We start from the raw sequence: 13,866 nt of genomic DNA, 5'->3' as shown, positions 1-13,866 counted from the left end.
GTCGACGTCGTGGCCTTCGATCGTCAGTCGATGTATACCGTTTCGTGTGTTCAATCCAAAGTCGTCGGGGATAATCAGTCCGGGTACGCACTCCAATGCCTCGCGTAGTTCGTCGACTGCGTCTGTCTCGCGGTCGTAGAAGTTGTCGGGGAGCGACACCTGGGCATCATCCTCCGCAGACACTTCCGTGATTACGCCGTCGACGAGGTGGAACAAGAGTTCGGTTCGGATAAACACGCCAGCGATCTCGTCGGTCATGGTTTCCGGGTCGCCGCCGAGGTAAAGGCGGTTGACTGTGGCCTCGGCGTCGCCCAAGAAGTAGACCGTCGCGGAGACCTGATCGTGTCGAGCTTCGCCGAGATGACCTGGGTAGCTCGGCTCATCGTCGCCGGTGGTGTCGATGGCGACGTTGTCCACGCCGACCAATACCGTCAGCCTTGTGATATCGGCACCGTAGACGCGAGTGTCGTCCAGGTCGTCGGCGGCCTCGATCGCCCGATCCAGGCCTGAGGTGCTGCCGATGTCAAAGCCATCGGTTTCCCCACTCCATCCGCTGTTGAGATCGATCGGCAGTCGTTCCAGGAGATAGCGCACCACGGCGCGAGTCGCGCGTTCATCATCAACAGTGACATCGAACAACGTCGATCGCAACTGGAGCCGCGTCCGCGTCCTTGGCGTGGGCATGCCCCATGCCTCGCAGGCGCGGGTGATATCCCTGTCCTCGGTGAGGAACAGCAAGCGATCTACCGCTCCGTTGGCGGCCAAGATGACATCGCGAAGCCAAGCAGCATCGCTACCGCCGGTTTTCACCTTCTCTTTCCGTTTTCCCGGCGGACGCTGCAAGACCTGGTCCTTCAAACCTTCTAAGGCACTGTGGGGTGTCACGCTGATTACTCGGACATGATCGATGGCTTGGATAGCCGTCATGAAAGCGTCGATTACTCCTGCCTCGTCCTCATATAGCGGCTCAGTCATGGGTACCCGGCCACGTCGGAGATTCTTGCGAAGGTCGGACTGGGCTGTCATGAGGGTGCGCCAGTCGGTGCCGAGGTGCTCAGCCCATTCCCAGGCCACCGGCTCGGGAACCCAGGTTTGCTTGCCGATCCCATGCAACCGACGTGCCATGTGCTCGAGGTCGTCTAGGTTCGGCTTGGCGCGACCGTAGGCGTTAGCGTCAACCACCACGGCCAGCAACTCCGCGCGAGAGCCCTCATCCAGCCGTAGAGACGTATCGAAAGTCGCGACGTGCTCGGCATCGACCATAGTGAATGTTAACGCCAACAGACGAAACGCGTCGAGTGGGCGGAGGCCGCGGTCGCGAACTCGACCTCGTCGGACACCGTCGCGTCCCAACGCCGCTTCCGGTCGGCGACCCAGGACTGGGCAGGTACAGTTCCTCGGTCTGCGACCCACTTCAGTCGGTTTTGCGGATGGCGAGCGCGGCAGGCGCAAGTTCGGGTTGCCGGTTGAGCTGGGCTGCGATCGTCTGGGCGAAGGTGTTCCCCTCGATGGTGAGCGTGGTGTGGGTGCGGAGGTCTGTGCCGTCGCGGTGAACGAGCTGGTGGCCGAGTTCGTTCTCGAGTCGCCGGACGTAGCGGTCGAGGGTCTTTCGATCGAGGCCGAGGGCTGCGGCCGCGTCCTGAAGTGTCGCGTGGTTGCGCGTTTCGGCGAACGCGGCCAGGCGTTTCCACGGGCGGGTGCCGGTGAGCGCCGGGTGCAGCTCGGGCGGGACGGTGTCGGTGGAGTGGCGGGCGCTGCGGTGGCCGTGTGCTCCGGCCGGGCGGACGGCCAGGTCGTGGCGTCGGCACCAGCGCAGCACGGTGTTGGGGTGCAGGCCGAGTTCGGCGGCGAGTTCCTCGGCTGACCGGCCGCCGTCGACGTAGTGCTCGGTGAGCCACTCGCGGGTGATGCCGGCAGGTGGCCGGTGTGGGTCGCGCAGGGGGATGTCGTAGGCGGTGGCGAGCCGCGTGATCCGGCGGCGGTTGACCCGGTAGTGGGCGGCGAGCGTGGAAAGCGACCGGCCCTGGTTCTCGTAGAGGTCGCGGAACAGGTCCGAGGGGAGCCGACGCTGGAGGTGTTCCTGGACGGGGTCGGCGGCTGTGCCGGGTGGGGATTGCGTCAGCAGGTAGCGGGCGGCGGCCGGCGACATGCCCGATTGCGCGGCGGCCCGGCCGAGCGGGATCCCGGCGGCGAGCAGGGGATGCAGCGGTTCGGTGGCGAGGGTGTCTGGGTCGGGTCCGGGTAGGTGGAGGCCCTCGGCGAGGGTTCGGGGTGGTTGCCAGGTGACGGGTTCGTCGATGCCGTGGGCTGCGAGAAATTCCCTGGCCGCGAGATCGAGTTCGTGGGCGAGGTGGGTGGTGAGCAGGGTCGGGTGGTCGGCGACGGCGTCCCGCTGCTCTTTGGTGCCGGGTGCGAACGCCGCGGGCGCGAGCGCGGCGGGCAGTCCGCTGAGGGTTTCGAACAGCACGCAGCGCAGGGTGCGCAGCGTGCCGTGGCTGCGCCGGATGCCGGTGCGGGCGACGAGCGTGCGCCATCGGGGTTCGGGTAGCAGGGTGGTGTAGTCGAGGGTGCGGCGGCGGGCGTAGTCGATGGGGCTGCCGTGGGTGTCGAGATGGTGGGCGATGCGGCGCAGCGCGGTGCGTTGTGCGTTCCAGGCGGGGTCGTCGGTGAGGCGCCGCAGCGTGGCGGCCACGTAGTCGGCGGAGACGCCGGGGCCGAGCAGGGCGGTGGCCCGGGTGATCGACAGCGCGGTGCCGGCGGCGAGGGTCAGGCAGGCCAGTGCGCCGCGGAACAGGCGTTGCACGCCCCAGTGCGGTGCCAGGCGCAGAGTCCACCAGGGCCAGAACACCACCGGCAGCTGTGCCGACCGGTCACGGTCGGGGCAGGTCTGAGGTCCGCCGAGCAGGTCGCCGGACCATCCCGGCCTCGAACGAGGTCGAGCAGAACCGGGCAGGCAGGCCCGTGGGGATGGTGGGAACACGGTGCGGCGGGCGTGGCGCAGGACGCCGGTGAGTGTCGGCGTGAGGGTTTTCGTGTGCACGGGTTCGTGGTGGGCGGCCAGCAGGCGGCGGGTGGCATCGCCCGGGGTGCCCATCGTGGCCAGCATCGTGGCCGCGGTGTGCTCGTCGGTGCTGGACAGCACCGCCAGGACGCGGGTGGTGACGACCGCGGTGAGCGGGGCGCTGGTCGGTGTGGTCGCCCGCCCGCGCGCGCCGGGTGTTGCCGATGCCGACGGGTCGGTCAGGGCTGCCCGGTAGGCATCGGCCAGGCCGGCGAGAACGGGGTCGTCGACCGGTGTCGCCGTGGTGCGCAGGATCCGTGGCGCCAGCACCGCCAGGTCCGTGAGCAGCCGCGCGGCCGGGATGCCGGTGTAGAGGCCGAAGCCCGCCGTACCGGTGGTGAGCATCGTGTCGACGAGGTCTTGGGCGTGCAGCACCGGATGGTCTGCGGCGAGGGCGACCACTGGTGCGGTGGTGAGGTCGGTGTCGCAGCGGAGGTTCCGGCGCCCCGCCGAGGCGGGATGCTCCAGGCAGCGTGACGCCTGCGGTACGCGCAGCCACATGGTGCGCCGCTGTGGGACCTGCCCGCAGCTCGGACAGCGGTCGGCGAGCAGGCAGCGGTGGCGGGTGCAGGCGAACGACCAACCGAGTCGCCACCGCAGCAGCCATCGGCCGCCGTTGTCGGCCAGGCACCGCGGACAGAACCACGTGCCGCGTCGACGGGCCCACACGTACTGCGCCACCACCCGCCGCGCGGTGTGGTCGACCCGCAGCGCCACCGCGTCGTAGCGGGCCAGCGTCATCGCCCGCACCGCCGCGGGCGCGATCCCGGTCGCCGCCGCGACCCGCGACGACTCCCGTGCCCGCAGGCACACCGCGAACGCGGGCAGCCTTGCGCCGCGCCGCCGCGCCTGCCCCAACCCGAGCACGGGCAGCAGTTCCGACACCGGCGTCGCGAGCCGCCGCGACAACGCCTCCAACCAGGAATCCAGCCCCTCACCGGGCACCGGGTCCACCACGATCGGCAGCCGCCGCAGGCCGGTCACGGCGCGCCCGCGACCGAGCGGGATCTGCCGGGGGTGACGCGGCTGGTGATGCGCCGCCGGTCCAGCGCCGCGGCGAGTTCACGGCGGGCGTTCTCCGCGGCGGCGTCGTTCTTCACCCGGTCCAGCACCTCCCGATCCAGGCGCTCGGCCCCAGTGCGCACGGCGCGCTGGCAGCCACGGTTGATCAGCGTCATCAGCGAGCCGATGTGGCCGGTGGAGCGCGCGAACAGGTAATCGGGCAGCTCGTCGGCCAGCATCCCCCGCCGGGCGTCGGCCAGCACCAGACGCTGCTCGATCGCCAACAGCACACCACGCCACTGCCGCCGACGCTCCTGGGTGTCGATCAGGAACGGCTCCATCCCCAGCGGCGTGGTGCGCCGGCCGGACTGGGCCAGCACCGGGTTGCCCAGCGCGTCGACCTCGTCGAGCAGACCCCGTTCGGCCAGGCCGACGCCGACGAACACCAGGGTGACCGGGTACTCGTTGGCGATGTACTTGAAGTGGTTGCTGATCTCCACACCCGAGGTGTTGCGCCACCGCAGGAAGTGCAGGTCGTCCACGATCAGCAGCCGCACGTGACAGCTGATCATGCAGTCCAGCGCGCGGGAGGCGAACTGGGCGGCGGTGCCGCGGATGTTGCCCGGATGGGCGAAGAACTCCAGCATCGCGCGGTTGAAGTCCTTCAACCCGGTGTTGCCGGTCAGCCCGACCCGGCACACCGGTAACCGCTGGTGCCCCTCCGGCGTCCGGTCGCCGTGCTCGGCGATCTCGCGCAGGTGGAACTGCTTGGCGAACGCCAACACCGAGGTGGTCTTGCCCAAACCCGGGAACGCGTCGATCGCCACCGCGCCCTTGGCCTTGTCCCCGTCGTGGGCGTTGCTGTCCACGATGTCCCACAAGTCCTCGTGCAAGCCCGCCAGCTGAGGTGTCCGCAACGGGCCCAGGTTCGCGTGCCATTCCCGCCGCCGCCGGTCGTAATCGGCCCGCGCACCCTCCCCGAGCCCACCGATCCGCCCGCGGGTCAACGGCTCCGGCCGCACCCGGGCGGTCGCTTGAACGAAACGCTGCCAGCCTTCCTTGCGCGCCAGCGTGAGGTTGTCCAACCCGGCCGTGCTCACACGTCCTCCAACGCGTCGGCATAGAAGTCGTCCTCGTGCGCCAGCGCCTGCAGGTCCTCCGCGTCCTCGTCCCCCGTCTCCGCCACCGGCTCGTCCTGCGGCTCCGCCGCCCCGTCGTCCGTGCCGGCGGTCAGGACACGGGCCACCGAGGGCAACACCGACACCGGCGCCTCGCCCTGTGGCTCGGGCAGGTCGAGCGCCGACTGCTCGCGCGACAGCCTCAACGCCATCCGCCGCTCGGCCGGCGTCGTGCCCAGCCCGAGACTCCAGCGTTGGAACAGATCGGCGACCGCGACCTTGTCGTCCGGGTAGGTGTACCTAGCCGCGGCCAGTGTGCGGGCGAAGTCCAGCGCGTCCTCGCTCAGCGGCATCTCCAACGCCGGCGCGTGCTCCCAGAGCAGGGTGTGCCACCGGCGGGTGTGTGGATCGCGGAAGTAGGCGCGGGTCACGTCGTCCGGGTCGAGCTGGAACGGCCACCGCCCCTTGGCCTTGCCGGTGTAGGGGCTGGTCGTGTTCACCAACGTCGCCAGCGCCCCGGCCCGGTAGCGGCGGCCGGCGATCTCCACGCCGTAGTGCTGGATCGTGCGCCACTCGGTCTTGAGGAACTCGTAGGCGAGGTCCCGGTCGCGGGGGACCTCGATCCAGCCGGCCCGCGCGATGCCGTGCTCGAACATCTGAGCCGGCGACATCCGCAGACCCGGCACACGGGGATCGACCAGTCCGCTGTGCGGCCGCTGGTGATAGACGACCGCGACCCACTCCCTGATCACCGCTTCGAGCTCGTCGAGGAAGAAGAACGCCTCCGCCTCGGGATGCGACCCCCGCGAGTGGACATCCGGCCCCTTGTAGCCCGGCAACGCCTGGAGGAGATCCTCCCGAAGCGTGCGGAAGAACCTCTCCACCGGGCCCTTGTCCCGGCCCGTGCGCAGCCTCGCCGGTTGGATCGAGATCCCCATCCGACGGCACACGCTGGTCAGGTGCTCGGACACGAACACCTTGCCGTGGTCGACCACGATCGTCTCCGGCGCCACCGCCGGCGACGCCGCACCCGGCCGCTCCAGGGCGGCGGTGTCCACCAGCACCGATCGGGGAACGCCGTGCTCGGGCCACACCGCATGCACCGGCCAGTCGCGCCCGGCCGGGCGTGGCCGGTAGCACTGGTAGAGCACGGACGCCACGTCCACCGACTTGGTGGAGACCGGCGTGATCCTGATCCCGGTGATGCAGCGGGTGTACCAGTCCATGGCCACCGTCAACTCCGCCTGCACCCACCGCAGCGTCATCGGGTCCAGCGCGAACACGTCCAGCCGCGTGGTGTCCATCAACACGTACTCGCCGGGACGGGTCGGCCGCAGCTTCCCGTGGACCTCGGTGGGCCGATCGGCGATGTCCCGGTTCCGCTTGGCGCTGAGCCGGAACGTCGGATGCCGCCGCTCCAACTCCCCCAGCATCCGAAACGCCGTCGCCCTGCTGGGCGGCTTGACGACACCAGCACCGAAACGGGCCAGGACCCGCGCGTTCGCGCGGTCGATCACCATCGTCCGGGACGGCTTGGACTCGCCGGTGTGCTCGACCATGACTTCCAAGGCGATCTCCACCCACCGCCCGTCCACCCGTCCACCCGGCCCGCGGCGGGCGCTCTTGGACACCAGCCCGGCCACGCCGTCACGCCCGAAGTCCGACACCCACTGCCTGACCGTGCGCACGCTCACGCCCAACTCGGACGCCTTCGCCTTGTATCGGACCATCAACGGTAGTCCCGGCTCGAACTGCGCACGCGGCTCCCCGGCCTCCGCCAGGTCACCACTGCCGCAGCGATAACCCGTGAGCACTTCCCGCACGTGTGCGGCCAGTTCCAGGACCTGCCGTTTCTCCCGCTCGCTCAGCGCCGACAGCACCACGCTCGCGATCTCGCCCGCATCATCGGAGGACGGCCCCGGCCGGTCCGGGATCACCCGGACGCGATCCGAGGTCAGCAACTCTTTCACCGCGACACGAACGATCCGCGCGGCACGGACGACATTGAGCACCACCTCGTTGTTCGAGGCGGTGCAGAGCAACTCCACCACCTCGGCGACCTCACCGTCGTAGAGCAGACGGGTCCCGACTCCGAGCCGGACCACGGCGTCGCTCACGTCGGCCGCCTCAACACGCTGGCCAGGCTCAACGGACGATCGAAGTCGACGACGAAGTGCTGACACCACAGCAGGTGCAACACCGCCGAGCGCACCCTCGACCGCAGATGGCCGGTCGGGAACCGGTAAGCCTGCGCGAGCGTGGCCCCGTCGAGATCCGCCGCCCTCAGCAACGCCAGCAATGACGGGTCGAACAGCCAATCGCGGCGGAAGCCCGCCAAGAACCGCACGTTCTCCAACTCCATCGGCGGCGGCTCGTTCCACACCTCATAACGCCAGCCCTTCGACTCCACTGTCCGCCGCGTCCACCCGAAGGTGAAGACAGTGCTCTGCCCGAGCATCCGATGTCGGGGCTTCACGTCCACCACGACCGGTCCCCGGTCTGTGAGCAGGAGGTAGTCCGGGATGTGCCTGCGCACCGCACCGGAGACCTCGGCCTTCAACAAGAACGGCTGGGCGACGATGTGACGCACCGACCGGTCGTGATCGGCGTACAGAAGCCGTGTCAGCTCAAGCCTGGACTCGTAGATCACGAGATCGCGTACGGTGGCGGACCAGTAGGAGCCGGGATAGTGCCTCTGTCCGTGGTGCCACCGGAAAGTCCGCCAGGGCAACGCCATCCCCAACGCATCCGCGTCGACCCGGTCCCATGGACAGACGACCTTCATGGCCTCGCCCGGACGACGAAAACCCACAGACACCGATCCGACTGCGGACCCGTCCACCGATGCGTCGCCATCAGGGTGAGCGGACCGTGTGTGAGCCACACATCCACCATCGGCACCAGCAACACGACGCATGACCCCACGGCCGGAGTCCTACCCGAACAGCCCAGTCTCACGCGCGCTGCCAAGTGGCAGCATGGTGGCATTCTCGAATGAGAATTGGCAGTCGGTTTTGAGATCCTACAATGGTCCACTGCTTGAGCTGACGTCCCTCACCTGAAGTCGCGGGATCTGGACGGGATTCGCAGGTCCAGGTGTTGCAAGCGGTCCGCTAGGACGCTGACCACGCCTTCGGCGATTTCCACTGTTCCCCGTACCAGCAGGGCTGGGCTGTTCAGGGCCACCCGGCGGTACTTCGCCCACAGGCCGGTGGTGCAGACGACGTTGACCATGCCCGTTTCGTCTTCGACGTTCAGGAATGTGACGCCGCCTGCCGTGGCCGGTCGCTGGCGGTGGGTCACCGCGCCGCCTATGAGGACCCTGGTGCCGGGGTGGAGGTTCGCCAGGTTGTTCGTTGGCAGTGCTCCCAGTGCGGTGAGGCGGTCGCGGACGAATTGGGTTGGGAAGCTGTCCGGGGACAGGCCGGTGGCCCAGACGTCGGCCACTGCCAGTTCGATCTCGTCCATTCCCGGCAACGACGGGGCGGTCGTGCCCACCACTGTTCCCGGTAGGCGGTCCGGGCGCGTGTTCGCCACCGCTCCGGCCGCCCACAGGGCTTCCCTTCTCGCCACGCCGAAGCCGCCGAACGCGCCCGCCGTCGCCAGCGCCTCCACCTGCGGGGTGGTCAGTCGCAGTCTTGCCCCGACGTCCACCAGGTCGCGGAACGGACCGCCGCGGTCGCGTTCCGCCACCAGCGCCTCGGCCGCGGACTGCCCGATGGTGCGAACGGACGCCAACCCGATCCGCACCGCCTGCTTCCCCTCGAAGAGTTCCAGGCCCGCGTGGGGAAGGCTCGCGTTGACGTCCGGGCCGAAGACCCGGACGCCGTGCCTGCGGGCGTCTGCCACGAGTGACTGCGGCGAGTAGAAGCCCATCGGCTGGGCGCGCAGCAGGGCCGCGCAGAACGCCGCCGGGTAGTACAGCTTGAACCAGGCGCTGACGAAGACCAGGTGGGCGAAGCTCAGCGCGTGGCTCTCGGGGAACCCGAAGTTGGCGAACGCCAACAGCTTCGCGTAGATCCGGCCTGCCAGGTCCTCCTCGATGCCGTGCCGGGCGCACCCGGCGTAGAACCGGTCGCGCAACCTCTCCATCCGGAAGGTGGACCTCTTGGCCCCCATGGCCCGCCGCAGCTCGTCCGCCTCGGCGGGCGTGAAGTCGGCGACGTCCACGGCGATCTGCATCAGCTGCTCCTGGAACAGCGGCACCCCGTAGGTCCGGTCCAGCGCCTTCTTCAACCGGGGGTGGTCGTGCTCCCACTTCTCCTTCCCGTTGCGCCGCCGGATGTACGGGTGCACCGAGCCGCCCTGGATGGGGCCCGGCCGGATCAGGGCGACCTCCACCACCAGGTCGTAGAACTCCCTGGGCTTGAGCCGGGGCAGCGTCGCCATCTGGGCCCGGCTCTCCACCTGGAAGACGCCGACGGAATCCGCGCGGCACAGCATGTCGTAGACCGCGCCGTCGGCCAGGTCGATGCGCCCGAGGTCGACCTCGACCCCGTGGTGCTCCCGCACCAGGTCGATCGCGTAGTGCAGCGCGGACAGCATCCCCAGGCCGAGCAGGTCGAACTTGACCAGGTTGATCGACGCGCAGTCGTCCTTGTCCCACTGGAGCACGGTCCGGTTCGCCATCCGCGCGGGCTCCACCGGGCACACCTCGCTGACCGGCCGGTCGCAGATGACCATGCCACCGGAGTGGATTCCCAGGTGGCGCGGGAAGTTCTCCAGCTGCGCCGCCAACTCCACCACGGGCAACGGGATCCCGCTGTCCGCCGCGGTCTCGCGCAACGGCCCCCAGCGGTCGATCTCCCGGCTCCACGCGTCCTGCTGCCCCGCCGAGTAGCCGAGAGCCCGCGCCACGTCCCGGATCGCGGACTTCGCGCGGTAGCTGATCACGTTCGCCACCTGCGCCGCGTGCCTGCGGCCGTACTTCTCGTAGACGTACTGGATCACCTCCTCGCGGCGGTCCGACTCGATGTCCAGGTCGATGTCCGGCGGTCCGTCGCGCGCCGGGGCGAGGAACCGCTCGAACAGCAGCTCGAAGCGCACCGCGTCGACGTTCGTGATGCCGAGCGCGAAGCAGACGGCGGAGTTCGCCGCCGACCCCCGGCCCTGGCAGAGGATGCCGCGCTCGCGGCAGAACCGGACGATGTCGTGCACGACGAGGAAGTAGCCGGGGAACCCCAGGTCCTCGATGATCCGCAGCTCGTGCTCGACCTGCTGGAACGCCTTGGGGTTCTCCCCGACGGAGAAGTACCGCCGGGCAGCCCCCTCACGGGTCAGGTTCCGCAGGTGGCTGATCTCCGTCTCACCGGCGGGCACGTCGAACGGCGGCAGCTTCGGCGCCACCAGCCTGAGGTCGAACACGCACTGCAACCCCAGCACCGCGGCCCGGTGCACGGCTCCGGGGTAGCGCGCGAACCGCCGGGCCATCTCCTCACCGGACCGCATGCACGCCCCGGCGGCGGGCGGCAGCCACCCGGCCATCTCGTCCAGGCTGCGCCGCGCCCGCACGGCCGCCATCGCCGCGGCCAGCCGAGCCCGCGACTGGGTGGCGTAGTGCACGGCGTTGGTGGCGACCGTGGGCAACCCGAGATCGGTCGCCATGCCCGCGAGGAGGTCGTTCCTGGTGCTGTCACCGGGGAACCCGTGGTCGGTCAGCTCCACGAACACGCGTTCCGCGCTGTACAGCTCGACCAGCTTCCGCAGCTGCGCGAACGCCGCCTCCGGCCCCTCGCGGTCGAGCGCCCGCCGCACCGCCCCCTTGCGGCACCCCGTGAGCACGACGCAGTTCTCGCGGGTGTCGGCCACCACCTGCTCCAGGTCGTAGACCGGCCGCCCCTTCTCCGCCCCCTCGGCCAACTGCCCGTTGGTGATCGTGCGGCACAGCTCGTAGTAGCCGGTCTCGCGGAGGGCGAGCAGCAGCAGGTGCTCGCCCTCCGGGTCCGGGACCCCGTTCTGCGGCTGGGAGAGCCCGACGCTCAGCTCGGAGCCGAACACCGTGCGCACGCCCAGTTCCTTCGCCGCCTCGGCGAACCGCACCACGCCGTACACGCCGTCGTGGTCGGTCAGCGCGACGCCGTCGAGACCGAGCTGCTGCGCCGCCTCCACCAGTTCCTCCGGGTGGCTCGCGCCGTCCAGGAAGCTGAAGTTGGAGTGCGCGTGCAGCTCCACGTACGGCGTGCGGGTCTGGAGCATCCCCAGCTCGTCGACCCGCAGCCCCTGCTCCGGTGACGCCGTGTACCGCTCGCGGTGGTGCGTCCAGGCCGGGCTGTCACCGCCGTCGCCCTTCTCGTACGGCTTGCCGGACAGCGCGCGCTCCAGGTCGGACCAGCGCACCGGCGGGTTGTTCCACCCCATCAGAACAGCTCGTCGGGGGCCCGCCTCGGCAACGGCACCAGCACCGGCCTCGGTGTCCAGCCGAACCAGGCCAGGTACGCGGGCGCTTCCTGCCGTTCGCCGTCCTGGTCGATCTCGCCCGCCTCCCGCAACCAGTCCACGATGCCCTGGTAGTCGTCAGCCATCAGTCGTACACCCCTTCCACCGCCCACCGGCCGCCCGTGCGCACCAGCAGGAACGCTTGCTCCGCCCCGTTCTCCCCCGCGGTCAGCACCTGGAGGCGCGCCGCCCGGTGGGCCGCCCCGGGGTCCCACCACCGTTCGTCGACCGGCCACGGCCCTGCCCAGCCCCGCACCTCCTGGGACCTGCCGCCGAGCAGCACCCGGTGCGGCGGCGCGGTCAGCTCGTAGCGGCCGGTCACGCCGACGTCCGCGCCCGCGGCGTCCACCAGCCCGACCGGCACCGGTTCCACCGGCACCGTCGCGGGTGACGGCGCGGGCAGCCGCGCGGGCCACGGCTGGTCCGGGTCCGAGGCGGGCACGCGCTCGTCACCCCACGGCACGAGCCGCACCCGTTCGGCGGGCCCCCGGCCGCCGCCCAGCACCGGCGTCACCACCGCTCCGGGCCCGAGCAGGCCCTGGACGTGCACCAGCGCCCGTGCTGCCCGGTCCGCCACGTCGCCCTGGCTCTGGTCCAGCAGCCCCAGTTGCAGCGCGGCCGCACCCACCACCTCCTCGGGGTCGAGCCGCAGCACGGTGACGCCCGAGGTGAGCCGGGTGGTCGTCAGCCAGCCGTCGAGCTGCCACCGCACCCGGTCCGAGATCCCCTGCGGGGTCAGCGGTTCCGCGCACCGCCACACCCGTGACAGCTCCTCGCCGTTCTCGGTGGTCGCCCGGATCCCCAGCCGGGTGCACGCCAAGCCCCTGGCCACGAGCCCGACGTGCAGCAGCTCGGCCAGTCCCTTCGCGACGAACGCGGCGGCGTCCACCCGGTCCACCGGCGGGTCGAGGCGCTGCTCGACGGACAGCTCCGGTGGTGGCGTGCGCCGGTCGTGCGCCCGTTCCTCCAGCCCGCGGGCCAGCCGGTGGGCGAGCACCGCCTCCCCGCCGAACCGCGACGCCACGTCCCGCTCCGGGATCTCCGCGAACGCCCCCAGCGTCCGCAAACCCAGTCGCCGCAGCAGGTCCACCAGTTCGGGTCGGCCCCCGCGGCGTTCGGCGGGCTGGTCGAGCTCGGCGATCCCCAGCGGCGCCAGGAACTCCGCTGCCCGGCCTTCCGGCACGACCAGCCCGCGGTGGGCCGCGAGCGTGGCCGCGAACAGGCCGTCCGCGACCCCCACCTGCGCCTCGACCCCGGTCGTGTCCGCGATGTGGTCGATCACCGCCTCCGCGGCCTTCTCCGCGCTCCCGAAGTACCCGACCGGGCCTCGGGCGGGCACCGCGACCAGACCGGGCCGCACGACCTCGATCCCCGGCGCGAGGTGCTCGACGGCGGCGGCCACCGGCTCGAACACCCGCGCGTCCCGCTCCGGGTCGTCCTCGAACAGCACCACCTCCGGGCACCGGGCTTGGGCGGCCCGCTTCCGCTGCCCGCGCCGCACGCCCTCCGCGCGGGCCGTGGCCGAGCAGTGGACGACCTCGTTGCCGAGCACCACGGCGGCGGGCACCTGCGCGGGCGACCCGGCCGCCGCCGAAGCCGCGACCACCGGCCAGTCCTGGCACCAGACGGTCAGCGTCCGCACCACGACCACCCCGCCCTCCGCACGCACCACAGCCACGCCCGGACGAGCGGGAACCGGCTCGACCGACCGCCTCCGCAGGCCCTTCCCCGCCGCGGGACCTCCGCCAGCCGATCCCCCCGACGCCCTGGACCGAGACGGACCTCGTAGCGGCCGGGCAGCGCGGCGATCTCCTCCTCCACGCACGTCGGCCCCGGAACCCACCGGGCCTTGGCAGGACGACCCGCACCGGGCACGGCCCCCGCCCGAGACACCCGGACCGAGCACTCCACGACCAGCGGCACCACCCACGCCACACCGCGAACCGGCCCGAGCAGCACCCCCCGCCCACCGCCCGTCACCCCGCCACCGCCCCGCACAGTCGCTCACGAATCGAGCCGCGGCGGGGAAACCCCGCCGAACCGGGGGCCCTCAACACCGACGGCGCGACCACTCCCACGACCGACCGCGAACCAGACCTCCGCACCGCGCACCCGGCCCGACCGACAGCCCCCAGCCGCAACACCCGCGCCCCAGCCACCCCCGCGACCACCCGCGCCCCAGCCATCCCGCCACGGCCGGCAGCCCCCGCGACGACCGGCCACCCGGAACCGAAGTCACCGCTCGACGCG

8 protein-coding genes are annotated in these 13,866 nt (G+C 70.9%); all 8 read right to left on the bottom strand.

Annotated elements, in window-relative coordinates; genetic code table 11:
* The coding region (locus tag AC156L_RS38010) for a hypothetical protein (RefSeq protein ID WP_484407726.1) at positions 1 to 1,263 on the bottom strand (1,263 nt) is incomplete at its 3' end.
* Positions 1,264 to 1,414: 151 nt separating this feature from the next.
* Positions 1,415 to 4,015 (bottom strand): TniQ family protein, encoded by a 2,601-nt coding sequence (locus tag AC156L_RS38005; protein WP_484407730.1) that lies wholly within the window; start codon positions 4,013 to 4,015, stop codon positions 1,415 to 1,417.
* Between the two features lie 26 nt (positions 4,016 to 4,041).
* On the bottom strand, positions 4,042 to 4,956 hold the full coding sequence (locus AC156L_RS38000; RefSeq protein ID WP_330877222.1) for an AAA family ATPase: 915 nt from the start codon (positions 4,954 to 4,956) through the stop codon (positions 4,042 to 4,044).
* A gap of 203 nt (positions 4,957 to 5,159) precedes the next feature.
* On the bottom strand, positions 5,160 to 6,911 hold the full coding sequence (locus AC156L_RS37995; RefSeq protein WP_484407729.1) for a helix-turn-helix domain-containing protein: 1,752 nt from the start codon (positions 6,909 to 6,911) through the stop codon (positions 5,160 to 5,162).
* Between the two features lie 383 nt (positions 6,912 to 7,294).
* The gene (locus AC156L_RS37990; protein ID WP_484407728.1) at positions 7,295 to 7,918 is read right to left on the bottom strand and encodes a TnsA-like heteromeric transposase endonuclease subunit; all 624 of its coding nucleotides are present in this window, start codon (positions 7,916 to 7,918) and stop codon (positions 7,295 to 7,297) included.
* 317 nt (positions 7,919 to 8,235) lie between these two features.
* Positions 8,236 to 11,538, bottom strand: a complete 3,303-nt coding sequence (locus AC156L_RS37985; RefSeq protein WP_330877225.1) for an error-prone DNA polymerase — start codon at positions 11,536 to 11,538, stop codon at positions 8,236 to 8,238.
* Entirely contained in the window at positions 11,538 to 11,702 is a 165-nt protein-coding gene (locus AC156L_RS37980; protein WP_330877226.1) for a hypothetical protein, read from the bottom strand. The genes AC156L_RS37985 and AC156L_RS37980 overlap by 1 nt, the downstream gene beginning before the upstream one ends.
* A complete protein-coding gene (locus tag AC156L_RS37975; RefSeq protein ID WP_414719939.1) occupies positions 11,702 to 13,288 on the bottom strand; it encodes a DNA polymerase Y family protein in 1,587 nt (528 codons plus the stop codon). Before AC156L_RS37975 ends, AC156L_RS37980 begins: the two co-directional genes overlap by 1 nt.
* Positions 13,289 to 13,866 lie beyond the last annotated feature (578 nt).

The organism is Umezawaea sp. (assembly GCF_057122925.1).
Note: the sequence above shows the minus strand (reverse complement) of the source record. Positions and strands in the feature narration are given on the sequence as shown.